Source organism: Frigoribacterium sp. CFBP9030 (assembly GCF_034045195.1).
Lineage (GTDB): Bacteria > Actinomycetota > Actinomycetes > Actinomycetales > Microbacteriaceae > Frigoribacterium.
Map to the genome: position 1 here is coordinate 125,699 of NZ_JAXCWG010000005.1, position 23,903 is coordinate 149,601.

Here is a 23,903-nt window from a genome sequence, read left to right on the forward strand (position 1 = left end):
CACGGCTTCTCGATCGCCGAGGCGACGTCGCCTGACGCGGACCCGGCCAACGCGGACGGCCCGTACCGGTTCGTCGCCGGCGTCCCTGTGCGCTCGCCCGAGGGCGTCGTCGTTCGCGCCCCAGTCGTCGACTTCGCCGAGAAAGCCCGACTCGACGCGCTGGACCTGCTGCGGAAGCAGGACGTCGATCCGATGAACGGGCTCATCATGCCGGTCTTCCGCGTGCCGCGCACACGCCGCCAGCGACGCCCTCAGGGCACAACTCCACAGCAGCAGTAGCACGCCCTCGCGGGCCCGATGAATCGAGGTCACGCGATGGAACGCAGCATCAAGGTCGTCGTCGGAGCTTCCGTCTCCGGGCTCGTCTCCGAGTTCGCCAAGGGCCGGAAGGCCGCGACGGACTTCTCGCAGGGCATCTCGAAGGAGCTCGCGAAGAACCAGGCCGACTTTGAGCAGGTCGGCAAGGGCCTTGCCATCGTCGGCGCCGCAGGCGTGCTGGCGCTCGGTTCTATGATCGCCAAGTCGGCCGAGTTCGATCAGGCGATCTCCTACGTGCAGGCGGGCACGCACGAGTCCGCCGCGAACATGGATCTGCTGCGCGACGCCGCGATCGACGCCGGCGCCTCCACCGTTTTCTCCGCCACGGAGTCCGCGAACGCGATCGAGGAGCTCGGCAAGGCCGGCCTGTCGACGACGGACATCCTCTCGGGTGGTCTCGACGGGTCACTCGACCTCGCTGCGGCCGGCGGGCTCGGTGTCGCACGGGCGGCGGAGATCGCGTCGACGACGCTGCAGCAGTTCAAGCTCGACGGCGAGGACGCTGCGCACGTCGCTGACGTCCTCGCTGCGGGCGCCGGCAAGGCCATGGGCTCGGTCGACGACCTCGCCGCGGGCCTGAAGTTCGTCGGCCCTGTCGCGAACTCGATGGGGATCAGCCTCGAGGAGACCACCGGTGTCCTGGCGCTGTTCGCGCAGCAGGGCATCATCGGCGAGCAGGCCGGTACCGGGCTCCGCGGGGTGCTCGCGTCTCTCACCGCCCCGTCGAAGCTGGCGAGCGAGGAGATCGGGCGTCTCGGCCTGAACCTGTACGACGCGCAGGGCAACTTCCTCGGCCTGCAGAACGCCGCGGGCGAGCTGTCCCGGGCCTACGTCGACATGGACGAGGAGTCCCGGAACGCGTCGCTGGGCGTCATCTTCGGACGTGAGACCATCACCGCCGCGACCACGCTCTACCAGGCGGGCGCCGAGGGCGTCGACATGTGGTCGAAGGCCGTCGACGACAGCGGCTACGCGGCCGAGACCGCCGCGATCCGGCTCGACAACCTGAAGGGCGACGTCGAGGCCTTCGGCGGCGCGCTCGACACCGCCATGATCGAGACCGCCGAGGACGCCCAGGGCTCCCTCCGCGGGCTCGTACAGGCCGGCACCGAGCTGATCGACGTCTACAACGGCGCACCGGACGTGCTGAAGGGCGTCGGGTTCAACCTGACGGCCGTCGGCGCGGCCGCAGCGATCGCCGGGGGAGCATTCTTCCTCGGCGCCCCGAAGATCCTCGAGTACCGCACCGCCATGGTGCGCCTGCGAACCGAAGCCCCACTCGCGACCAAGGCCGTCGGCGCCTTCGGTAAGGGCTTCGGCGCCCTGGCTGTCATCTCGGTCGCTCTGCCGTTACTCGAGGCCGCAAACGAGAAGATCAACGGCATCAAGGTGTCGTCCGAGGAGCTCGGCAACACCCTGAAGACGCAGGACATCAAGTCGACCGTCGAGGCGAGTTTCGGTGACTTGCAGGGGTACTTCGGCGAGGGCCTCTTCGATGGTCAGACTGCGTCGCTCGCGGACTTCGGGAAGACTCTCGACGCCGTCACATCGTCGGCAGACACCCGGTCGATGGGCTTCCTCGGCGACGTCTTCACCGGTCAGTTCGGCTCGGGCGTCAACGAGGCTCGGAACCGACTGGACGAGCTGGGCGGCTCACTGGCGGCTCTGCCACTGGAAGACGCGCAGTCGAAGATGTCGCAGCTCCAGAAGGAATACAAGCTGACCGACGACCAGCTGTTCTCGTTCATCGACAACAGCGGTGACTTCAAGAACAGCCTCGTCGAGCAGGCGAACGAGCTTGGCGTCACCGCGGACAAGGCGACGCTGCTGGCCCTGGCGACAGGTGAGATGAAGGGCGCCACGGCTGAGACCGCCCAGGGGCTCACAGAGCTCTCGGGCAGTGCGGCCGACGCGTCTGTCGACATCGAGGAGCTTCGGACCGCCATCGAGGGGTTCGCGTCGGCGGAGTTCGACGTCCGGGCGGCGACCCGCAACTTTGAGGCGGCTATCGACGACCTGTCGTCGACCGTGGCCACGAACGGGTCGACGCTCGACCGGACCACGGAAGCGGGTCGCGCGAACGAGGACGCCCTCGACGACATGGCCCAGAAGGCCCTGGTGCTGGCTGGCGCCACGCTCGAGCAGACCGGATCCCAGGAGCAGGCAACCGCTGCGCTCGAGGGTGGGCGTCAGAAGCTGATCGAGTCTCTCGGGCAGTTCGGCATCACGGGCGCCGCGGCGGAGGCGTACGCGGACCAGCTGGGCCTCATCCCGTCGAACATCACGACGGCAGCTGGTCTCACGGGCACTGAGGCGGCCGAGCGCAAGCTCGCGAGCCTCACCCGTCCGCGCTCGGTCCTCATCGCGGTGTCGGCGACAAACACGACCCCTGGGTCGTGGACTGGCGGCATTCCTTCGGGCAAGGCCGCCGGTGGCGCCATCTACGGGCCCGGGTCGGGGACGTCCGACACGGCGGGCCTGTTCCGGCTCTCCAACGGCGAGCACGTCATCACCGATCGTGAAGTGAAGGCTGCCGGCGGGCACCAGGCGGTCTACGCGTGGCGTAAGTCGCTGATCGCGTCGGTCCCTGGTCTGGCGACCGGCGGGCCCGTCTACGCACAGCGCCCGCGCTACGCGCCGCCGTCGCCGCAGGTCGTCGTCATGAGCGGCGCTGGTGGCGGTGGCGGGTCGACCTACGCGCCGACGTTCAACCTGCCTGAGGGCCTGACCGCCGGAGATGTGACCCGCATCAGCGCTGCTGAACGCGACTTCGAGATGAGGAGCAACTAGTGGCCCTGGAATCTGATGCAGTCATGCGCATCGACGACACGGTGTTCTGGGGTGGCTATGGCGATGAGGGATTCTTCATCGACGCCGAGGGCTTCGAGGGGTGGGAGGACACGCCGGACGCCCGGTACGAGGAGATTGTCGTGCCGGGCGCCGACGGGTCCTACGACTCGGAAACCGAGCTCGCGGCGCGCCTGCTTATCGTCACCGGCAAGTGCGTGACGAAGCTCGGCCCGGACAAGCTCGGCTGGTATGGGCGGCGGCTCACAGGGCTGCTGCAGGGCAAGAAGCGCGTGCACGTCGACTACCAGGGGCTGCAGTCCTTCGCTGACGGCCGCCTGGCGTCAGCGGTCAAGTTCCGGACGTCTCTGCCAGGGCGCGAGGCACGGTTCCAGTTCTCGCTGCGCTTCCACAACCCCCGGAAGTTCGGTGCGAAAGTGCCTCTCGCCGTGACCGGGCCGGGGGCCACGCAGGAGATCTTCCACCACGGGAACACGACGGCTTACCCGCAGCTCGTCGTCCGGGGGACAATGCCCGGCTACCGGATCGAGGGGCCGGATTCGACGTGGTCGATCGCGCGCGCGGTGACCCCGGCGACCCCGCATCTGCTCGACACGGCGACCGGGGTCCTGTCCGAGAACGGGAATGTGCCCCTCGCTTCCATCCGGTCGGGCAGCGGCTGGGGCATCCCGCCCGGGCGCATCTTCAACACGCACCGGCTGATCCCCGACTCCGGTTCGGGGACCCTCGAAACGGTCCTCTACGACACCTACCTTTAGGAGGCTGCCCCGTGTGGACCTACCAGATCCACGACACCATCACGGGCGATCTCCGCCACGGCGTGCAGGTCGCTGACGCGTCGTGGTCGACCATGCTGAGCGACATCGGCGGGGGGCAGCACAAGGTCATGACGACCGGGTCTGGCCTGATGGGGTTCCAGTGGCGCGACCTGCTCTACCCCTGGGCGAATACGTTCGTGCAGTGCTGGAACGGGGTTCCTGTGTTCGCCGGTCTCATCCTCGGGTGGACGCTGGATCGGAAGACCAAGCTGATCACGGTTCGGCACAAGGAGCTGCGCCTGATCCTGAACCGGCGGTTCCCGTTTCGGGTCGGTGCCCGTGAAGGTCAGCCGCATTTCACTGTGCGCGACAAGAGCCTGCGTGGTGTCATCACCGAGCTCGTCCGTGTTGGGCTGTCGCGGTCCGATGGTGGCGATGGCTGGAACGTACCGATCGGGATGCCGTCCGGCTCTGAGGCAGGGAACAGCGGCACGACGTTGTTCACCTACGACTTCGTCACCATCGAGAACGCGATTGCCGAGGTCGAGGACCGCGACGGCGGACCCGACGTTCACTTCAACCCTCGTTTCACCGCGGCAGGGCGTCTCGAATGGGAGCTGCAGATCGGCAAACCGCGACTGTTCGGCGAGACCTACGACTTCGCGATGAACGTGCCCGGTCCCGCCCTGGTCGGGGTCGAGCCGACCGTCGACGGCACGGAGATGCTGACCGGTGTCTTCACGATCGGCAAGGGCTCGGAGAAGAAGATGCGCGTCGGTGAGGCCGGTCTCGTGCAGCTCCCGGTGCGGCCGAAACCGATCCCGTTCCTCGACTCGTCGCGGTCGTTCAAAGAGATCGACAGCATCGCTGACCTGAACGCCCACGGCGTTGCCGAGCTACGCAGCCATGGCGCACCCACTGAACAGTGGGAGGTCAAGGCGGTAGCCGGAGTCGGGTTCAACCCAGCCCTGGTGCGGCCCGGCTGCGTGGTTCGAATGCGGTACGAGAACGACTGGTGGGAGGGCACGCGTGACGTCGACCAATACGTGGTCGGTGTCAGCGGCTCCCACGAGAAAACAATCACGCTCGACGTGCAACCGCTAGGGGGTCTGTGATGGCAGTTCGAAACCTCAGAACCTCGCAGGCGAAGAAGACGAAGGACGCGATCCGGAGAGCCGAGACGGCGTCGCCGCTCGGGTTCTCGTCCGTCACCCGCGGCGCGGTCTCGATCGAATCCGACGAGGGCCTCCTGGTCGACGGATCGCAGCGGGTCACGGGACGCCTTCATGTCGACGGCATCGAGTACGTCTCGGGACAGTTGCGCGTCACGGGCAGCTTCATCGTCTCGGGCAACGCCGAAGTCACTGGCCCCATGCGCGTCTCGGGCCCGCTCGACGTCCTCGGGGACACCACGTTCATCGGCCCGATGGAGGTCCAGGGCACCTCGACGTTCATCGGCAAGATGACGATCGAGGGGGATCTCGACATCACCGGACACACCGTCATCACGGGCGAGTTCGAGGTGAAAGGCGACGTGACCTTCACGGGGAAAACCGTCCTGAACGGGGACACGGAGATGAACGGCGACACGAAGGTCTCAGGCGACGTCGAGGTCACCGGCGGCGGCGAGATCGTCGCAGGCACCTTGCACCTCGGACCCTCCTACAACGGCGGCGCCGGCGGGCTGTACTCCGACCAGACCATGTTCCTCGGCGCCGCGGGCACCCTCGACCTCCTCGCCAACAGCAGCGTCGACATCATCACCGGCGACGGCGTCAACATCCGAGGCGGCGGGCTACGCGTCATCGGCATGTCCGAGGTCACCAAGGACGCCGCGGGATACAGCGCCGTCATGGTCCACAACTCAACCGGACAGCTCGTCCGAGTCATCTAGGAGGCCCCATGCCCACCGTCTCAGGGAGACTGCTCGACATCGGGCTTGCCACTCTCGACCCGCTCCGCCCCACCGTCACCTTCACCCCCCGGAACGCAGACGGGGACGGGTCGAGCGTCGCGACGAATCTGCTTCTCGCAAGCCGCCCGACCTCGGTCACCCCCGCGGCAGACGGCAGCTTCACCGTGCAGCTCGCCGCGACCACGCTCATGCGACCCGACACCTGGTACGAGATCAGCGTCAAGTGGTTCGAGCCCACCGGCGCCTTCCACGACGCGTCCTACCCCTCGTTCAAACTGCGCGTGCCCGAGCAGGGCGGCATCCTCGCCGAGCTCGTCGACGCAGAACCAACGAGCAAGCTCGCATGGGTCGGCCCGACCGCACCGCCAAACACGACCGCCTACCTCTGGTGGATCGACAACTCGTCGATGCCTCCGCTGCTAAAAGAATGGACGCCGTAATGGGTACATGGGTCATCAAGGCAGCTCTGTCCGTCGCCAACGACAAGACCACCGCTGATCTCATCCGGCTTCCTACCGAGACCCGCAACGAGCTCGACGCGAGGCTCGAGAAGGTCGCCGCCGACGTCGTCACCGCGAACCCGACGGTCGCCACCGCGGCCGCCACCGCAGCGACCGCCGCCGTCGGTGGGGCCCTCGCGACCGCCGGCGTCGTCTACGGCAATAGCACAGGGACCGGCATCGACCCATCCACCGCCGTGGCCGGGTTCATCGGGGACAACGGTCGCGAGACCGACCTCGTCGTGGATGCTGCGGGGACTGTCCCCGAGGCGGTGCTCGCGCGGTGGGCTCCTCGCCTGAACGGGCTCACCGACGCGCAGGTCGACGCCCTGTCGCTGAACGGGCGGAACCTGTTCGTGCAGACCCCGTCCGGGATCGTGCCGCTGTCGTCGTCGAACGCGGCACTGGCGGGCTGGGGTGACTCGCTCACCCGTGGGTGGCCGGTCCCGCCGTTCGGTGCCTCAGGGGCCGACAGTTGGCCTGGCGTGTTCCAGGCCGGGTGGGGCGGCACCGTCTACAACGGCGGCGTCGAGGGTCAGACCGCTGACGAGGTCGCCATCCGTCAGGGCGGCTACGTCGCGCTTCTCACCACGGCGAGCGGGTCGATCCCCGCGGCCGGGTCGGTGCAGGTCACGACGGGGCAGGTCTTCGCCTGGTACGTGGCGCGCGTCTGGTCCTGTGTCGGCACGCTCGCCGGGGTTCCCGGGACGCTCTCGCGGGCGGCGGGGTCCACGCAGCTCGTCTTCACCCGGACCGCCTCGGGCACGGCGGTGCCGGTGCCGGCGAACACGCCGTTCATCTCGGCCGCCGGCGAGCAGCAGGCCGACGCCGTCCAGGTCCTCTTCGCGGGCCGCAACGACATCGGCTTCACCTCCGTCGCAGGCCCCGTCGTCGACCGGGTCGTGCTCGCGCACCTCGCCATGGCACGCCGCGCCGGCCCCCACCGGCGCCGGTTCGTCACCGTCGGCACGACCACGGCAACCGACGAGCCTCGCGGGAGCGCGAACCACACGGCGGTCACGGCGATCAACGACACCCTGGCGCGGCTGTTCCCCCAGAACTACTTCGACCTGCGCGGATACCTCGTCACGCAGTCGATCTACGACCAGGGCATCACCCCGACCGCAGCGGACCTCGCCGCGATCGCGAACGACACCCTGCCGCCGTCGATCATGACCGACTCCATCCACTACACCCCGGCCACCGCGGCGACCGTCGCGGCCCGGCTGAAGGCGTTCTGCATCACGAAGGGATGGCTGCGCTGATGGCTAACTTCATCCGCCTCGACAACGTCCGACCCGCCGACAGCCGCCCGGTCGTCGACCGTGCCGACCCCATGGCGCCGGCCACGGGTGCGCTGCTGCTCGTCGAGCCGCAGTCCCCGTACAGGCCGTGGGGCCCTGGCGTCCCGGCGTCCGGGGCTGCGGTACCGAACGTCGCCGGCGCGACCGCGAGCCGCCTGCTGAACGTGGCACCATCCGCGGTGCAGCCGACTGTCGACTACCAGGGCATCTCGTCGACGTCGTCCACGAAGGGCCTGCTGCAGCGCACCGGCAAGGGCGGCATGCACGCGATCATGTCGACCACCGTCGCGCCGGCGTCCGGTGACGGGTTCAGGGTGCGCGTCCCCACGGCGATCCTGAACTACATCGCCACGAACCCGACCAACGACATCTACGTCTCGCTCTGGGGCCGCATCACCAGGCTCAGCGAGGCAGCCCTGGTCTGGTCGGCGATCGCACTCACCGCGTCCCCGTCGGCGACGAACCTGCTGTACGCGTTCGGCAACGACGGGAACACGTTCCCGACGTCGTCCCCGCCCCGACTCGGTGCACGCCGGGATCCACCGAACTCGTGGCGGCCGTCGTACAACCCGAACCTGACGCCGCGGCCGTTCATCCTGAACGCCGCGTTCGCGAACAACAGCGGCACGATCGACGCGACGCGCGGAAGCAAGCTCTTCGCTGTCGGCGCGCACGGCGCCGCGAACGAACCGTTCGCCGGGCCGTCGGCCGCGAGCCAGCAGGTCTCGGGTGCCCTCTACCGGTACTACATGGAGGACCTCACGGTCTCGGGTCGCACGTACGCGCAGGTCGACAAGCTCGACTCCGACCTCTACGTGAAGGAAGTACTCACCGCTGGTGGGCGCTACTTCGACGACACCTACACCCAACCTGGCGGGTACTAAGCCAGACCACGAGAGGCCCCTGCTGCGGCGGGGGCCTTTCCCACGCCCACAGGAGGCACCGTGACTCAGTTCGCAGTCGGCAAGTCCAGCTACGGCGCGCTCCGTGGCATCACCCAGTACGTCCTTACCCTCGCCGTGGCGCTGCAGGTCCGGTCCCTCATCGAGGAGTCTCGCGCCGTCTTCGCGGGCGGCGCCGTCCTGTCGGTGAACGAGGGCATCCGCTCCCGCCCCCGGCAGACGATGCTCCGCCGCGCGTGGGAGTCCTACCTCCGCGGCGGCCCTTGGGCAGCGCTGGCCGCGCTCGAGTTCACGTCCACGCACGACTGGACGCGGGGATCCGCCATCGACTTCGGCGTCACGATGCCCGACGGCCGCAACCGGGCCCTGACGATGTCCGAGCATGCCTGGGTGGTCTCCCGCGGCAGGCAGCGCGGCATCGTCTGGACCGGTGGCGACCCGTCCTTCATGTGGCCCGCCGAGCTCTGGCACTTCAACGTCTACCCCGAGCGCGCGACCATCGCGCCCATCGACTTCACCCCCGCCCAGATCCCCATCCCCATCCCCAAGGAGTTCGACATGCCCCTCGTCGTCCGCGCCACCCAGTCCGGCATCGTGCCGGCCACCACCAAGCTGCTCGTGTCGATCGGCCAGTCTCGCGCCATCTCGGGGACGACCGTCCGTGCTCTTGGCATGGACGAGTCCGACGTCTACGAGGCCGACGACAAGACGCTCGCCGTCGTCCTCCGCGACCACGCGATCCCGCTGACGACGAACAGCCAGAACCAGGGCCCGCTGAACTACCAGCAGGGCGAAGCGATGAACTCGCACCTGTCCGCCAAGGTCGACCGCGTCGCTCGCAAGCTCGGCCTCAAGTAGCCCACCCACCACCCTGGGGAGGGCACATGCACAAGCTCCACACGGCCTGGCAGCACCTCGACGAGGGCGGCCGGTGGCTCAGCTACCGGTACGTCCTCGCCGTCATCTGGGCCATCCTGTTCGTCCGTTTCACACCGGCATCGCTGACACCGTTTCTGTCACCGGCGCCGGTCTTCATAGTGTGGGGCATCGTCGCGATCGCGGGTGTCGCTGGCGCGGCCGGTGTCATCTCGAACCGTCACCTGACGGTCGAGTTCCCACCACTGTTCGGCATGGTGCTCGGGTTCACCTACTACGTGCTGACGCAGACGATCGTGTCGATCAGCACCGGGACCACGGATCGCCTCGCGCTCGTCGTGCTGGCACTCATCGCCGCATCACCGTACGTCGAGCGGTTCGTGTTCCTGGTGCCGAAGTTCGTCGCACGTGTCCGCGCCTCGCGCCCCGCAGTCGAGAAGGCGCAGGCTCGGGGCCGGCGGAAGGCAGGTGCCTGACGTGTGGCTGAACACCCTGCCCTGGCAGCGCATCCCGCACCTGCCCGAGTCCGTCGTCGCCGGCGCCACGACTGTGGCGGCAGCCCCGCTGGACCGGACAGCGCTCGGCGTCGCAGTGCTCTCACTCATCGGCGTCCTGGTGACGGCGTACTTCTCACTCCGCTCCAAGACCGTGCGCACCTCCGCGGACGTGCGCGGAGACACCGAGGTCGAGAACAGCGAGCTGAAGGAGGCAGCGACGCTCGCGTTTCAGGCCGCTGCCGAATCCCGGACGCAAGCCGCCGCCGCGATCGAGGTCATGAAGTCCGCGAACTCCGAGACCGTGCAGGCGCTGCGGGAGGCCCTGGCGTCGCGTGACGAGCAGATCAGAGACCAGCGCCAGATCATCAGCGACTACCGAGACAGCCTCGAACGCGGCAGCCGCGACCACGAGATCACGCTCGGACGGCTACGCGCCGCCGAGCAGAGAGAAGTCGATCTCCTGCGAGTCCGGCAAGACCTCGAGCGGAAGCTCGACGACGCACAGCAGCAGGTGCTCGAGCTGACTCTCCCTCCCGAGTCCGTGGCTATGGCCCGGGCTCGAGCATCCATGCACCTCGTCGTCGACGAGGAACCCGAACAGTTCAACGCCTGAGGAGGCACCGATGAGCACCACCCCCGCGAACCTCGCACCCGCCGCCGACGAGCGCCCGCAGCTCGCCGAGCTCGGCACCCAGATCGCCAACCCCATCCGCGCGACCGTCCGCACGGTCGTGCAGTTCCTGGTCGGCGCCGTGCCGGTGCTGAACCTGTCCGCCGGCATCACCATCGCCCTGCTCAACGAGCAACTGGGCGTCGTCGTCCTACCGGGCTGGGTGTTCTTCACCCTGAACGGCATCTTGGTCGTCACCGGACTGCTGATCGCGCTCGTCACCCGGCTCATGGCGAACCCGATCGTCAACGGCTGGATCGCGCTCTACCTGCCGTGGCTGGCGCCGCTGAAGCGGTCCTGAGTCCACGACACACGAAGACCCCCGCACTCTCCCTCGTGGAGTGGTGCGGGGGTCTTTTCGTCGTTTCAGGACTGCCGGGCCACGAACCACGCGAGGCAGGCCAGCGGCCCTTCGCGGGTGGCGTGGCGGACCTCGTCGTCGTGCACGACCCAGCCGTCGTGCAGGTCCCGGTAGACGCTGTGTCCGTCCTCGAACCCAGGCCGGTCCCGGCGGATCTCGTAGATGACAGGCTGCGGGGTACGGGCCGCGGCCTGCAGCGTGTACTCGCCGAACCGGAACCGCTCCGTGAGGTTCATACCCGCTTCGGCTTGCTGCACCGCACGGGCGCGCTTGTCGGGTTGGACGGCCATGCGCCGAAGGATACGACCAGCCCCTGACAGTGAGCGCTTGTGGATAACCCAGATGAGGCTTCGTCCGTCGGGCACTCTCGAACGATGATGACACCACAAGACGTCGTGCGCCTGTTCGTCCACTACGTGGCCCGCGTAGCCGATAACCCGGCGACGACCGAGTGCGAGATGGACACGCTGCTGTGCGCGATCGACGCTCTCGACGACATCGTTGCCGGGCGCGGACCCCAGCCCCGCTGGTGAACGTAGAAGCCCCCGGATGACCAGTTGGTCGTCCGGGGGCTTTCCGTCGTTTCTACGGGAGGTCAGTCCTCTGTTGTGCTGATGACTCGGGCGTCGTCCTGTGAGACCCGGCACGACCAGAAGACAGGCTCGCCGCCGTCGACGCTGTACTGGCCCATGACGAACGGCTCGTCTTCATCGAGGTACGGCTGGAAGTCCGAGTACTCGGCTGAGGCCAGGTCGGAACTCAGACCCTGCAGGTGCTTGACACACGCGTCCTGTGCGGTGTCGGCCGCCGAGGTGGCGCAGCCTGTCATGGCCACTGCCGCGATCGCTATGCCGGCTAGCGCGAGTGCTCGTCTCATGGGTCCCCCTGGTCAATGTGCTCTGATCCTAGGCGGCGTCCGCGGCTGACCGCATGCGTTGCCCCACGCCCGCCCCACGGTGACTGCGGCAGACCTGCCGATCTGTGTGCCCTTGGCGCTCTGACCAGGGCTTTCGAGAGTGGGCCCCATGGGGCTCGAACCCATGACCCGCGGATTAAAAGTCCGATGCTCTACCAACTGAGCTAGAGGCCCTCGCCGACAACAATACGGGATCATGCGCGGCGCCGTCGTCGCTCGGAAGACCCGCCGGGGGAGTGAGTGTCAGGGGTCGCGCCTATCGTTGAGGCGATGCCAAGAGACTTCCACCGCCCCACCCAGTTCTCCGGCGCCGAGTTCGAGGCCTTCCAAGGCGGAGACGACCCGGCGACGATCAACCGCGTCGCCCACGAGTCCGCCGCGGCGCTCGTCGCCCGCGTCAAAGACGACCCGTCGCCCGAGATCCTCGACCGCCTCGTCAGCTACACCGACCTCCACGGCATCGATGCCGTCGCCGAGCTGTGGGCCCACGCCGGGGCGCACACCCTGCCCGGCGCCCTCTGGCGCATCTACCTCGTGCGGGCGGTCATCCGGCAGAACCCGGCCGACATCACGTTCCTCTTCGAGCGCGGCGTCGAGTCGTCGTCGACCATCGACCCCATCGTCGCGGGTGCCCCGGCGCCGGCCAGCCCGGAGGAGATCCTCGAACTCGCCGACCTCATCCTCCGCGGCGTGTTCGTCGGCGACTTCGCGACGGCGCTCGAGCGCGGGGCGGCGTTCTGCCGCCTCGCCTCCGCCGGGGCCACGAATCTCGCAGACGACCACGACTCGATCGGCTCCGACCACGCCTCCGACCTGACCCGCCGGGCACTGCGGCTCTCCGAACTCGCCGTCGACCTCGTCGCCTGCGCCCACCTCTGGCGCACCGACAGTCTCGACTGACCCCTGCCTCGCGCCACCCGCCCGATGCAAGTCGGCGGGCGCATCAGGTCGCGGATTTCGCACCCGGCGAACGTCGAGGCGGATGCCCGAGACAGCGGGTAACATCGATTCTCGCCGGGCCGCAGTAACCCCGGGCTCCAAATTTAGCCGCTTCGAGCGGCCTCGCGCCGAGAGGCGTTTCTGCGGCCTGGCACCTCTTCCGGCCGAAGCCGACATCACCAGTCGTGCATCGCCCGCAAACTCGCCCAATCCGGCTGCGAGCTCGTGCCGAACCAAGTGTGTGAGAGCGAAAGCTCCTCCGCCGGTTCCGGTCTCCCTAAGACCGGGGTCAGCGGTCCGCTTCCTCCACGAGGCCCTCGGCGTGTTTACCATCCCAGGCGGTGCGCCTCGCGGAGGGAGCGGACACACTCCACGTCACCCGACGTGCTGTCCACAATCGCAGGCGCGAAGCGTCCTGCACGACCCGACGCGGCCGTCACGATCTTCTCGTGAACAGGCCCCTGAGAAGCGCACGGAGGTGAACCCTGACATGCTGAAGCTCGTGACCCGAGAGACCGAGATGCCCGACGCGGTGCAACCGTCGTCCCCCGACGAGCTGCTGCACAGGGTCGCCGGCGGCGACCAGGTCGCATTCGGAGAGCTGTACGACCAGACTGCGCCACGGGTGCTGGGTCTTATCAAGCGCCTCCTGAAAGACCACTCGCAATCCGAAGAGGTCGCCCAAGAGGTGTTCCTCGAGATCTGGCAGACGGCGTCGCGCTTCGACACGACGCGCGGCAGCGCCGCGAGCTGGATGCTCACCATGGCTCACCGGCGGGCGGTGGATCGCGTCCGCGCCTCGCAGGCCGGTCGTGACCGCGACCTCCGGATCGGCGTCCGCGACATGGCTCCCGAATACGACTCGGTCACCGAGTCGGTCGAGATCCGCATCGAGCACGAGCGCGTCGAACGGGCCCTGGCCCGATTGACCGAGCTCCAACGCCAGGCGGTCCAACTGGCCTACTACGGCGGCTACAGCCACAGTGAGGTGGCCACCATGCTGGGGGTGCCGATCGGCACCGTCAAAACACGACTCCGCGACGGAATGATCCGACTTCGCGACGAAATGGGGGTTGCCTCGTGAACGACCGCAACGAACCCACCGGCACCGATGGTGTCGGCGAAGCGACGGAGAACCTCTCCGGCGCGTACGTGCTCGACGCCCTCGGCGACGACGAGCGACACGCCTTCGAGGGACTCCTCGACGGCTCACCCGATCTGCAGAGAGAAGTGGCCGATTTGCGCGAGACAGCACTGTTGCTCGCTCACGCGGCACAGCCGGTGGCACCCTCGGCCGAGCTGCGGAGCTCGCTGATGGAGAAGATCGCCCGCACACCCCAGCTGCCGCCGCTGCGGCAGCCCGAGGCCGAGACCGCCGGAGGCGCGGGTGACGAGCACGAGCGCGTCGCCCCCCAGCGTCGTCCCGTCCCCGAGATGGAGCCCACCGAGACCGAGGCGCGCATCCTGCGTCCGACCGGTGCCGCCGAGCGTCGCTGGTTCACCCGCCCCGCCGCGATCCTCGGCGCTGCTGCAGCAGCCGCCGGTCTGTTCTTCGGCGGAGGCGCCGTGATCTCCGCAGTCAGCGGCCCGGGTCAGTCGCAGGAGGCGACGGCTTCGGCTCTCGACGAGATCTACGCCGCGTCCGACTTCCAGCGCACGGTGGCCGAGGTCAGCACGGGCGGGACGGCCACGCTCGTCTGGTCGAACGAGCTGCAGCGCAGCGCGATCGTCGCCGACGGCCTCGAGTCGCTGCCCGGCGACCGCACTTACGAGCTCTGGTACATCGGCGACGACGGCCCCATCCCGGCGGGCACGTTCGACACGACGACCGACTCGGCCGTCACGCAGGTGCTCAAGGGCGAGATGTCGCCCGGCGACGTCGTCGGCGTCACGATCGAGCCGGCCGGCGGCTCCGACCAGCCGACCACCGAGCCGATCGTGGCCCTGCCGAGCGCCTGACGCGACGCGACCACGAGAACGACGAGAGGCGCCCCACCTGCTGGTGGGGCGCCTCCTCGGCTCTCCGGGGTTCTAGACCGGACGGGGCCCGGACCGGCCCGAGGGCTCGATCAACCGAAGCGGCCCGAGACGTAGTCCTCCGTCGCCTGAACGCTCGGCTTCGAGAACATCGTGGCCGTGTCGTCGTACTCGATGAGCTTGCCCGGCTTGCCCGTGCCGGCGATGTTGAAGAACGCCGTCTTGTCGCTGACGCGGCTGGCCTGCTGCATGTTGTGGGTCACGATCACGATCGTGTACTCCTGCTTCAGCTCCTCGATGAGGTCCTCGATGGCGAGCGTCGAGATCGGGTCGAGGGCCGAGCAGGGCTCGTCCATCAGCACGACGTCGGGCGAGACCGCGATCGCGCGGGCGATGCAGAGACGCTGCTGCTGCCCGCCCGACAGACCCGAGCCGGGCTTGTCGAGGCGGTCCTTGACCTCGTTCCAGAGGTTGGCGCCCTGCAGCGACTTCTCGACCAGGCCGTCCTGGTCGCTCTTCGACATGCGGCGGTTGTTGAGCTTCACACCGGCGAGCACGTTGTCGCGGATGCTCATCGTCGGGAACGGGTTCGGGCGCTGGAAGACCATGCCGACCTGACGACGGACGAGCACCGGGTCGACGCCGGGGCTGTAGAGGTCGTTGCCGTCGATCAGGACCTCGCCGTCGACGTACGCCCCGGGGATCACCTCGTGCATGCGGTTCAGCGTGCGGAGGAACGTCGACTTGCCGCAGCCGGAGGGGCCGATGAAGGCCGTGACGGTGCGGGGCTCGATGGTGATGTTGACGTCTTCGACGGCCTTGAACTTGCTGTAGAAGACGTTGAGGTCACGGACCTCGATGCGCTTGGACATGGTTCCTCCGGGTGGTTCCTGGCCTAGCGGCCGAGCTTGGGTGCGAAGATTCGAGCGATCAGACGGGCGAGCAGATTCAGCGCCATGACGATCAGGATGAGGGTGAGGGCCGAGGTCCACGCACGGTCGATGTAGGCGGCCGCGTCGGTGCCCTGGCTCACGTAGGAGCTGTAGGCGAAGACCGGCAGCGACTGCATGCGGCCGTCGAACAGGTTGTAGTTCATGCTCGCGGTGAAGCCGGCGGTGATCAGCAGCGGGGCGGTCTCGCCGATGATGCGCGCGATGGCGAGCATGACACCGGTCGTGATGCCGGCGATCGACGTGGGGAGGACCACCTTGAGGATGGTCAGCCACTTCGGTACGCCGAGCGCGTACGCCGCCTCGCGCAGCTCGTTCGGCACGAGTTTCAGCATCTCCTCCGTGCTGCGGACCACCACGGGGATCATCAGCACGGCCAGGGCGACGGAGCCGGCGGCGCCCATGCGGACGCCCTCGCCGAAGAAGATGACGAACAGGGCGTAGGCGAACAGACCCGCGACGATCGACGGGATGCCCGTCATGACGTCGACGAAGAACGTGATCGCCCTGGCCAGACGGCCCGTGCCGTACTCGACGAGGTAGATCGCGGTCAGCAGGCCGATCGGCACCGAGATCACCGCGGCGAACGCGGTCATCAGGACGGTGCCCACGATGGCGTGCAGGCCACCGCCTCCTGCGCCGACGACGTTGCGCATCGACTGGGTGAAGAAGTCGCCGTCGAAGCGACCGGAGCCGGCGGTGACGACCGTGATCAGCAGCGAGACGAGCGGGATGAGGGCGATGATGAACGCCGACCCGACCAGGGTCGTGACGACGCGGTCCTTCGCGCGGCGGATGCCTTCGACCTGCATGGCGACCACGAAGACCAGAGCCGCGTAGAGGACGGTGCCGAGGATGAGCGCGGGCACCCAGTTGAAGCCCTCGGTGACCCCGGCGGCCTGCAGCAGGGCGAAGACGACGCCCATGATGATCCAGCTGCCGATGAGGATGATGACGGGGGCGCCCTTGGGCAGGCGTCCGGTCGTCAGGGTGTTGACGGCCTGGCTCTCGCGACGCACGCCGCTCGTGGTGGGGGTGGTCGTGGCCATCAGTTCGCTCCCGAGAAGGCCTTGCGGCGGTTGATGACGAAGCGGGCGATCGAGTTGACGATCAGCGTGATGACGAACAGCACGAGGCCGGTCGCGATCAGGGTGTTGATGCCGATGTCGTGCGCCTCGGGGAACCTCAGCGCGATGTTCGCGGCGATGGTCGACGAGTTGGTGGACGTGAGGATCGCGGGGTTGATGACGAGCGCCGGCGACAGCACGAGGGCCACGGCCATCGTCTCGCCCAGGGCGCGCCCGAGACCGAGCATGGCGGCGGAGATGATGCCGGGGCGGCCGAACGGCAGGACGGCGATCTGGATCATCTCGAAGCGCGTGGCGCCGAGGGCCAGCGCGGCCTCTTCGTGCAGCACGGGCGTCTGGAGGAACACCTCGCGGCTGAGAGCGGTGATGATCGGCAGGATCATCACGGCGAGGACGATGGAGGCGGTGAGCAGCGTCCGCCCCGTGCCCGACACCGGGCCGGCGAAGATCGGGATCCACCCGAAGGTGTCGACCAGCCAGGTGTAGAACGGCTGGATCGCGGGGGCGAGGACGATGCTGCCCCAGAGGCCGAACACGACCGACGGCACGGCGGCCAGCAGGTCGATGATGTAGCCGAGACCCTGCGCGAGGCGGCGGGGCGCGTAGTGCGAGATGAAGAGCGCGATGCCGATGGCGACGGGCAACGCCATGAGCAGGGCGAGGGCAGCCGCGTAGACCGTTCCGAACGCGAGGGGGCCGACGTACTGGAAGAACGAGTCGGGGAACCCCGAGAGCGAGATGTCGTCGGCGTTCGCGGTGAGCGCCGGGATGCTCTGGACGACGAGGAACAGCGCGACCGCGGCGAGGATCGCGAGGATCAGCCCGCCGGCGACGATCGTGCTGCCTGCGAAGATCCGATCGGCGGGACGACGCCGGGGTTTTGGCGCCTGGGGCGGCGCCGAGGTCGTAGCGGGGGCGGTCATCGGACGGATCCTCCGGGTGATCGGTGTTCGAGTCGAGCGGGGCGATTCAGGCAGACGGCCCGGGAACGCACGCGGTGCGCCCCCGGGCCTGTCGTGTGGTGCGGGTCGTTACTTGATCAGCTCGATCGCGGCGGCGACCTGGGTCGAGAGCTCGCTCGAGATGGGAGCCGAGCCGGCGGCCTCGGCCGCGACCTGCTGGCCCTCGTCGCTCGTGACGTAGCTCAGGTACGACTTGACCAGCTCGCCCTGCGCGGCGTCCTCGTAGGACTCGCACGCGATCAGGTAGCTGACGAGGACGATCGGGTAGACGCCGGCGGCATCGGTGGTGCGGTCGATCTCGATGGCGATGTCGCCCTCGGTGCGGCCCTCCTCCTCGGGGGAGGCGTCGACGATGGCCGCGGCGGCCTCGGGCGAGTAGCCGACGAACTCGTCGCCGACCTTGACCTTGGCGACACCGAGGTCGCCGGCGCGCGACGCGTCGGCGTAGCCGATGGTGCCGGTGCCGTTGGTGACCGCGTCGATGACACCCGAGGTGCCGGTGGCGCCCTCGCCGTCCTTCGTCGGCCAGACGCCGTCCGCCTCGGCCGTCCACACGTCGGGGGCGGTCTTGTTGAGGTAGTCGGTGAAGTTCTCGGTGGTGCCCGAGTCGTCGGCGCGGTGCACGGCCGTGATCGGCGTGCTGGGCAGGTCGACGCCGGGGTTGTCGGCGGCGATCTCGTCGGCGTCCCACGTGGTGATCGAGAGGTTGAAGATGCCGGCGATCGTGGCGGGCGACAGGTTCAGCTCGGTGATGCCGTCGAGGTTGAAGACGACCGCGATGGGCGAGACGTAGGCGGGCAGCTCGACGATGCCGGTGTCGGGCGTGCAACCGGCGAAGGTGCTCGACGAGATCTCGTCGGTGGTGAACGCACGGTCCGAGCCGGCGAAGGCGGCCGCACCGGAGATGAAGCTCTCGCGCCCGCCACCCGAACCCTGGGGGTCGTAGTTGACCGTGACGCCCTCGTTGGCCGTCTGGTAACCGGCGACCCAGGACTCCTGCGCAGCCTGCTGCGACGAGGCGCCGATGCCGGAGATCGTGCCGGAGAGGTCGGAGCCGCCCTCGGCGGAGCCGGACGAGCCGCCTTCGTTCGTGGCGCAGGAGGCGAGGAGCATGGTGCCGACTGCGGCGATGGCGACGAGGCTGCCGGTGCGCTTGAAATTCAAGTGTGATTCCTTCTCGGGTGGTGACGACTGTGTTCTGAGACCGGGTTCCGGCCCCTGCGAGACGCTACGTCGACGGGTTAACCACGGTCGCCCGTCTCGGTGAACGGCAGGTAAACGGGCGGGGAACATCGGAGCCGTCCGCGGCGGCGCTCCGACGCGTTCCGCGCGCCAGGGTGTTGGTGTGCAAATCGCGACGGATCTGGGGCGGAACGGGGTGTTTCGACGAAGATGAGCGGCGTGCCGCGGCCGTTCGGTCGGGTTCGGCACGGCTGCAGCCGTCCGCGCGGTCGCGATCTGCACGCGGGGCGCGGTCGCGATCTGCACGCGGGGCGCGGTCGCGATCTGCACAGTCGGGCGCCGCGCGCGGGCAGGGCGGCGCCGCGCGCGGGCCGGGCGGCGCCGCGTCAGGCGAGCGGGCCGTGCGTCTCGACGGCGACCAGCGAGGCGTCGGTGGTCGACACGTGCAGCACCGTGTACTCGCCCGGCGACAACGAGGAGGCGCGGCGCAGATCGAGCCGTTCGCCCCCCTTGGTCGCGAGCGCGATCTGACGGATCAGCTCGGGCAGCACGGGGCCGTGGCTGCAGAGCACCGCACTGGTGCGCTTCTTGAGACGCTTAGCGACGACGCTCGCGACGTCGTCGGAACCGTTCTCGAACGAGTCCTGGCTGATGGCGTCGGTCTGCTTGACGCCGACGCGGGTGAGCGCCGAGAGGGGCTCGAGCGTGGCGAGGCAGCGGGCGGCCGTGCTGCTGACGATCCGCTGCGGTGACCAGGCGGCGATCCCGGGGGCGATCGACTTGGCCTGCCGTCGACCGGCGGGGAGCAACGGTCGCGTGGCGTCCGAGCCGCTCCAGTCGCCGGGGGCGGTCGTCTTGGCATGACGCAGGGCGACGAGGGCGAAGGTGCGGGCGTTCTTCGCCGCGACGCGGTCGGCGAATCGCGCGAGCACGTCGGCGTCGCGCTCGTAGGTCAGCTTCGCGCGGGCCTTGTCGATGCCGACCCACTCGATGGCGCCGACCTCGCTGTTGGGCGTGAACTCGCCGGCGGCGACGAAGGCCTCGTCGGTGACCTCGGCGGCCCAGTAGTGCACGATCTTGTCGCGGCCGCCGGGCATGACGTACTCGACGTGCCCGAGGGGGGCGCCGAGGGCGACCCGGTAGCCGGTCTCCTCCCGGATCTCGCGCACGGCCGCCTGAGGCGTCGACTCGCCGGGGTCGACCTTGCCCTTGGGCAGCGACACGTCGCCGTGATGATCGCGGTGGATCAGCAGCACCCGGGCCTTGCCGTCGACGAAGCGGAAGAGCACGGCGCCCGCGGCGACGACGGTCGTCGAGGCGAGGCTCACCGGCTGCTCCGCTTGCGCTGGTTGATCTGCTTCATCAGCGCGTTCTGCAGGTCGACCAGAGGGCGGCCCGACTCGTCGCGCGCGTGCCTCGTCCACGTGCCGTCGGCCTCGAGCCACCACGAGGCGGTCTCGTCGCTCATGGCGCTCTCGAACAGCGACGCCACCTCGTCGAGGTGGTTCTGCTGGGTGAGGCGGACGAGCGCCTCGACGCGGCGGTCGAGGTTGCGGTGCATCATGTCGGCACTGCCGATGAACAGCTGCGGGTCGCCGTCGTTCGCGAACCAGAAGAGCCTGGAGTGCTCGAGGTAGCGGCCGAGGATGGATCGGACCCGGATGGTCTCGCTCAGACCGGGCTGCCCGGGCTTGATGGTGCAGATGCCGCGCACCCAGACGTCGACCGGCACCCCGGCCTGGCTGGCCTTGTAGAGCGCGTCGATGATCTGCTCGTCGACGATCGAGTTGATCTTGATCTTGATGCCCGACGGGCGACCGGCCTGGGCGTTCTCGATCTCGTTCTGGATCTGCTTCAGCAGACCGCGGCGGAGATAGCGCGGCGCGACCAGCAGGCGCTTGAACTTCTTCTCGATGGCGTAGCCGGAGAGCTCGTTGAACAGACGCGTGAGGTCTTTGCCGACCTGGTCGTCGGACGTGAAGAGCCCCATGTCTTCGTAGATGCGGCTCGTCTTCGGGTTGTAGTTGCCCGTCCCGATGTGCGTGTAGTGCTTGAGCGTGCCCTTCTCCTGGCGGATGACCAGGGCGAGCTTGCAGTGCGTCTTCAAGCCGACGAGGCCGTAGACGACGTGCACGCCGGCCTTCTCGAGCTTGCGGGCCCAGGTGATGTTGTTCTGCTCGTCGAACCGGGCCTTGACCTCGACCAGCGCCAGCACCTGCTTGCCCGACTCAGCGGCGTCGATCAGGGCCTCGATGATGGGCGAGTCGCCGCTGGTGCGGTACAGCGTCTGCTTGATGGCGAGCACGTTGGGGTCGGCGGCCGCCTGCTCGAGGAACGCCTGGACGCTCGTCGCGAACGACTCGTACGGGTGGTGCACGAGGATGTCCTGGCGGGCGATGCTGGCGAACATGTCGGGCTTCATGTTCGGCTCGGTCGGCTGCAGCTGCACGGCCGTGGTGGGCAGGTGCTTCGGGTACTTGAGGTCGGGGCGCGACATCTTCGTGATCTCGAACAGCCCGGCCAGGTCGAGCGGCGCGGGCAGCTTGTAGACCTCTTGATCGGTCACGTCGAGCTCGCGGACGAGCAGCTCGAGCGTCACGGGATCCATGTCGTCGGTGATCTCGAGACGGATCGGCGGCCCGAAGCGACGACGCAGCAGCTCGCGCTCGAGGGCCTGGATGAGGTTCTCCGACTCGTCTTCGTCGACCTCGACGTCTTCGTTGCGGGTGACGCGGAACACGTGGTGCTCGACGACCTCCATGCCCGGGAACAGGTCTTGCAGGTGGTTCGCGATGAGGTCTTCGAGGGGGATGAACCGCACGCGCCCGGATTCGTCGTCGGGGAGCTGGACGAAGCGCGGCAGCATCTGCGGCACCTTGAGGCGCGCGAACTCCTGTCGCATCGTCTTCGGGTTGCGGACCCGGATGGAGAGGTTGAGCGACAGCCCGGAGATGTACGGGAACGGGTGCGCCGGGTCGACGGCGAGCGGCATCAGCACGGGGAAGATCTGCTCGGTGAAGATCTCGCGCATGCGCACGCGGTCGGCCTCTTCGAGGTCGGACCACTTCTCGACATGGATGCCGGCCTCGTCGAGGTCGGGCTTGACGATGTCCAGGAACGCTCGCGCGTGCCGCTCTTGCAGCTCGTGCGCCTTGTTGCTGATGTCGGCGAGCACCTCGTTCGGACCGCGGCCGACGTTGGTCGGCACCGCCAGCCCGGTCGCGATGCGACGCTTCAGACCGGCCACGCGGACCATGAAGAACTCGTCGAGGTTGCTCGCGAAGATCGCCAGGAAGTTCGCCCGCTCGAGCAGGGGGGTGCTCGGGTCTTCGGCGAGCTCGAGCACCCGCTGGTTGAACGAGAGCCAGCTGAGCTCGCGGTCGAGGTACCGCTCGGCGGGGAGGGTGCCGTCTTCGAAGCTGACGATCTCGTCGAAGTCGTCGAGGAAGTCGGGGGTGACGCCGGCGCCGTCGACTCGGGGTTCGCTGTCCATCGTCCTATCGTGCCACCGCCCGGGCCCCTCGCGACGCCGCTCAGGTAAACGGTGGATGACGAGGCCCGGCGGGCGCCCTGAGGAGGAGCGGTGCGGGTGTCAGAGAGCGCCTCCCCGCAGTCGCGCGACCGACCGCCAGGTGATCGTCCGCCAGAGCCACTCGACCGGCCCGTACGACAGGCGGGTCAGCCACAGGCGGCTCGCCACGGCCTGCACGACGAGCAGCCCGAGGGCCAGCAGCAGGCCGGGGGTCGGGTCCGATCGCTCCGATGCGTCGACGCCCGGGACGAGCGCCACGAGGGACGCGATCACGATCGAGGCCGACAGGTAGTTCGTCAGGGCCATGCGCCCCAGTGCCTCGAAGGCGGCGGCGAGGACTCGTCGCACCGGTGTGCTCCAGAGCAGCGCGAACCCGGTGACGTACGCGACGGACAGGACCATGCCCACGGATTCCGCGACGAAGCCGTACGACAGCTCGGGGCCGAGGAGGAGCTGCAGGGCGGCGCCGGCTGCGCCCACCAGGGCTGAGACGACGAACACCCGGACGACGCGTGGCCCGCCGCGCTCGAGGGCGGCGGGCAGCCCGAACGACGCCGAGGCCGAGCCGAGCGCCAGCAGGCCCGGGACGGTGGCCATCCCGCCGCCGACGGCGAAGCCGGCCGCCAGCAGCACGACCCCCGCCACGGCGACGCTCACGCGGGGGGCGAGGATCGCGAGGGGGAGGATCAGCAGCCCGCCGACGGCGTAGATCCGCAGGACGTCGCCGGGGAACACGAGCGCGTGCAGCAGGCCCATGCCGAACAGGGCCCCGAGTCGGAGCAGCAGGGGCGGCCACGGCGACGAGCCCCGGCGCCGCGCCGACGACACGATCAGCTGCAGGCTGAGGCCGAAGAGGAAGCAGAAGATCGGGACGAAGCGCGACTCGACGAGCAGATCGAGGGCGGTGGCGCCGACGCTCTGTCGCCAGTCGCCGGCCTCGAGGCCGTAGCCGAGCGTGGTCAGCGACCCCACGTTGGTCAGGAGGATGCCCGCGAGCGCGAAGCCCCGGATGGTGTCGACGAGCCGCCAGCGCGTCGACGACGATGGCGAGGGAGGTGCGGCGACGGAGTCGGGAGACGATCCAGTATGAGACATGCCACGATTCTGGCACCGCGCCTCTTGAACGACGTCGTCCCACCGGATGACATCGCCGGGGCGGTGTCGTCCGGTGGGACGAGGGTGTTCGGGCTTACTTCTCCTCCTGCTTCAGCGCGAGGCCGAGAGCGAAGAACGTGGGCGCCCAGTGGCCGATGAAGATGCCCCACCGGTCGGACTGCGCCTTGTCGGACGAGTCCTTGCCCTGCGAGGCGAGCCAGGCGACGAGCGCGATGACGATGGAGGCGAAGCCGCCCCAGTAGGCGTGCTTGCTCTGGACTCCGAGGTCCGAGACGAATTTGACGGGGTTCATGGTGGTCTCCTGTGCTGCGGTCGAGGCGTGGTCTGTTCCG

The 23,903-nt window shown here is 68.7% G+C and carries 25 protein-coding genes and 1 tRNA gene; 15 read left to right on the top strand and 11 right to left on the bottom strand.

Features of this window, described 5'->3' with window-relative positions; genetic code table 11:
• The first annotated feature begins 315 nt into the window (after nucleotides 1-315).
• Genes SOM13_RS08005 through SOM13_RS08055 form a run of 11 tightly spaced genes read left to right on the top strand, consistent with a single transcriptional unit; the run spans nucleotide 316 to nucleotide 10,849 of the window.
• Nucleotides 316-3,108 carry a phage tail tape measure protein gene (locus tag SOM13_RS08005; protein WP_320479376.1) on the top strand — a complete coding sequence of 931 codons (2,793 nt, stop codon included), beginning with the start codon at nucleotides 316-318 and terminating at the stop codon, nucleotides 3,106-3,108.
• Between the two features lie 23 nt (nucleotides 3,109-3,131).
• Nucleotides 3,132-3,884, top strand: a complete 753-nt coding sequence (locus tag SOM13_RS08010) for a hypothetical protein (RefSeq protein ID WP_320479377.1) — start codon at nucleotides 3,132-3,134, stop codon at nucleotides 3,882-3,884.
• A gap of 11 nt (nucleotides 3,885-3,895) precedes the next feature.
• Nucleotides 3,896-4,999 carry a hypothetical protein gene (locus SOM13_RS08015; RefSeq protein WP_320479378.1) on the top strand — a complete coding sequence of 368 codons (1,104 nt, stop codon included), beginning with the start codon at nucleotides 3,896-3,898 and terminating at the stop codon, nucleotides 4,997-4,999.
• Nucleotides 4,999-5,778, top strand: a complete 780-nt coding sequence (locus tag SOM13_RS08020; protein ID WP_320479379.1) for a hypothetical protein — start codon at nucleotides 4,999-5,001, stop codon at nucleotides 5,776-5,778. The genes SOM13_RS08015 and SOM13_RS08020 overlap by 1 nt, the downstream gene beginning before the upstream one ends.
• A gap of 8 nt (nucleotides 5,779-5,786) precedes the next feature.
• Nucleotides 5,787-6,239: a hypothetical protein gene (locus SOM13_RS08025; protein WP_320479380.1), complete on the top strand. Its 453-nt coding sequence runs from the start codon at nucleotides 5,787-5,789 to the stop codon at nucleotides 6,237-6,239.
• Nucleotides 6,239-7,564: a hypothetical protein gene (locus SOM13_RS08030; RefSeq protein ID WP_320479381.1), complete on the top strand. Its 1,326-nt coding sequence runs from the start codon at nucleotides 6,239-6,241 to the stop codon at nucleotides 7,562-7,564. Before SOM13_RS08025 ends, SOM13_RS08030 begins: the two co-directional genes overlap by 1 nt.
• Nucleotides 7,564-8,487, top strand: coding sequence for a hypothetical protein (locus SOM13_RS08035; RefSeq protein WP_320479382.1), 924 nt, complete (start codon nucleotides 7,564-7,566; stop codon nucleotides 8,485-8,487). The genes SOM13_RS08030 and SOM13_RS08035 overlap by 1 nt, the downstream gene beginning before the upstream one ends.
• A 60-nt stretch (nucleotides 8,488-8,547) precedes the next feature.
• Complete coding sequence (locus tag SOM13_RS08040; RefSeq protein WP_320479383.1) at nucleotides 8,548-9,363, top strand: hypothetical protein; 816 nt, start codon at nucleotides 8,548-8,550, stop codon at nucleotides 9,361-9,363.
• A gap of 26 nt (nucleotides 9,364-9,389) precedes the next feature.
• Nucleotides 9,390-9,857 carry a hypothetical protein gene (locus SOM13_RS08045; protein WP_320479384.1) on the top strand — a complete coding sequence of 156 codons (468 nt, stop codon included), beginning with the start codon at nucleotides 9,390-9,392 and terminating at the stop codon, nucleotides 9,855-9,857.
• 1 nt (nucleotide 9,858) lies between these two features.
• Nucleotides 9,859-10,491, top strand: a complete 633-nt coding sequence (locus SOM13_RS08050) for a hypothetical protein (RefSeq protein ID WP_320479385.1) — start codon at nucleotides 9,859-9,861, stop codon at nucleotides 10,489-10,491.
• Between the two features lie 10 nt (nucleotides 10,492-10,501).
• Nucleotides 10,502-10,849, top strand: a complete 348-nt coding sequence (locus tag SOM13_RS08055; RefSeq protein ID WP_320479386.1) for a hypothetical protein — start codon at nucleotides 10,502-10,504, stop codon at nucleotides 10,847-10,849.
• A gap of 65 nt (nucleotides 10,850-10,914) precedes the next feature.
• On the opposite strand, the gene SOM13_RS08060 is transcribed toward SOM13_RS08055, so the two are convergent.
• Nucleotides 10,915-11,199, bottom strand: coding sequence for a hypothetical protein (locus SOM13_RS08060; protein ID WP_320479387.1), 285 nt, complete (start codon nucleotides 11,197-11,199; stop codon nucleotides 10,915-10,917).
• 84 nt (nucleotides 11,200-11,283) lie between these two features.
• On the opposite strand from SOM13_RS08060, the gene SOM13_RS08065 reads away from it, so the two are divergent.
• Nucleotides 11,284-11,442: a hypothetical protein gene (locus SOM13_RS08065; RefSeq protein WP_320479388.1), complete on the top strand. Its 159-nt coding sequence runs from the start codon at nucleotides 11,284-11,286 to the stop codon at nucleotides 11,440-11,442.
• Between the two features lie 62 nt (nucleotides 11,443-11,504).
• Here SOM13_RS08065 and SOM13_RS08070 read toward each other — a convergent pair whose 3' ends face one another.
• Nucleotides 11,505-11,786, bottom strand: a complete 282-nt coding sequence (locus SOM13_RS08070; protein ID WP_320479389.1) for a hypothetical protein — start codon at nucleotides 11,784-11,786, stop codon at nucleotides 11,505-11,507.
• A 140-nt stretch (nucleotides 11,787-11,926) separates the two neighbouring features.
• A tRNA-Lys gene (locus SOM13_RS08075) sits at nucleotides 11,927-11,999 on the bottom strand.
• A 96-nt stretch (nucleotides 12,000-12,095) separates the two neighbouring features.
• Here SOM13_RS08075 and SOM13_RS08080 point away from each other — a divergent pair.
• The 3 genes from SOM13_RS08080 to SOM13_RS08090 all read left to right on the top strand — a co-directional run bounded on the left by SOM13_RS08080 (nucleotide 12,096) and on the right by SOM13_RS08090 (nucleotide 14,723).
• A complete protein-coding gene (locus tag SOM13_RS08080; RefSeq protein ID WP_192061310.1) occupies nucleotides 12,096-12,725 on the top strand; it encodes a DNA-directed RNA polymerase subunit beta in 630 nt (209 codons plus the stop codon).
• A 529-nt stretch (nucleotides 12,726-13,254) separates the two neighbouring features.
• Entirely contained in the window at nucleotides 13,255-13,848 is a 594-nt protein-coding gene (locus SOM13_RS08085) for a sigma-70 family RNA polymerase sigma factor (RefSeq protein ID WP_320479390.1), read from the top strand.
• A complete protein-coding gene (locus tag SOM13_RS08090; RefSeq protein WP_192061312.1) occupies nucleotides 13,845-14,723 on the top strand; it encodes an anti-sigma factor in 879 nt (292 codons plus the stop codon). The genes SOM13_RS08085 and SOM13_RS08090 overlap by 4 nt, the downstream gene beginning before the upstream one ends.
• A 110-nt stretch (nucleotides 14,724-14,833) precedes the next feature.
• Here SOM13_RS08090 and pstB read toward each other — a convergent pair whose 3' ends face one another.
• The 8 genes from pstB to SOM13_RS08130 form a co-directional block, all read right to left on the bottom strand.
• Complete coding sequence (pstB, locus tag SOM13_RS08095; protein WP_192061313.1) at nucleotides 14,834-15,613, bottom strand: phosphate ABC transporter ATP-binding protein PstB; 780 nt, start codon at nucleotides 15,611-15,613, stop codon at nucleotides 14,834-14,836.
• Between the two features lie 23 nt (nucleotides 15,614-15,636).
• Nucleotides 15,637-16,740, bottom strand: a complete 1,104-nt coding sequence (gene pstA, locus SOM13_RS08100; RefSeq protein ID WP_192061314.1) for a phosphate ABC transporter permease PstA — start codon at nucleotides 16,738-16,740, stop codon at nucleotides 15,637-15,639.
• On the bottom strand, nucleotides 16,740-17,702 hold the full coding sequence (gene pstC, locus SOM13_RS08105; RefSeq protein ID WP_192061315.1) for a phosphate ABC transporter permease subunit PstC: 963 nt from the start codon (nucleotides 17,700-17,702) through the stop codon (nucleotides 16,740-16,742). Before pstC ends, pstA begins: the two co-directional genes overlap by 1 nt.
• A gap of 108 nt (nucleotides 17,703-17,810) precedes the next feature.
• Entirely contained in the window at nucleotides 17,811-18,905 is a 1,095-nt protein-coding gene (locus SOM13_RS08110) for a phosphate ABC transporter substrate-binding protein PstS (RefSeq protein WP_414655518.1), read from the bottom strand.
• 404 nt (nucleotides 18,906-19,309) lie between these two features.
• On the bottom strand, nucleotides 19,310-20,251 hold the full coding sequence (locus SOM13_RS08115) for an NUDIX hydrolase (protein WP_320479391.1): 942 nt from the start codon (nucleotides 20,249-20,251) through the stop codon (nucleotides 19,310-19,312).
• Nucleotides 20,248-22,416, bottom strand: a complete 2,169-nt coding sequence (locus SOM13_RS08120) for an RNA degradosome polyphosphate kinase (protein ID WP_192061317.1) — start codon at nucleotides 22,414-22,416, stop codon at nucleotides 20,248-20,250. The genes SOM13_RS08115 and SOM13_RS08120 overlap by 4 nt, the downstream gene beginning before the upstream one ends.
• 99 nt (nucleotides 22,417-22,515) lie before the next feature.
• Nucleotides 22,516-23,550 carry a DUF418 domain-containing protein gene (locus SOM13_RS08125; RefSeq protein ID WP_320479392.1) on the bottom strand — a complete coding sequence of 345 codons (1,035 nt, stop codon included), beginning with the start codon at nucleotides 23,548-23,550 and terminating at the stop codon, nucleotides 22,516-22,518.
• Between the two features lie 94 nt (nucleotides 23,551-23,644).
• Entirely contained in the window at nucleotides 23,645-23,863 is a 219-nt protein-coding gene (locus tag SOM13_RS08130; RefSeq protein WP_192061319.1) for a hypothetical protein, read from the bottom strand.
• Nucleotides 23,864-23,903 lie beyond the last annotated feature (40 nt).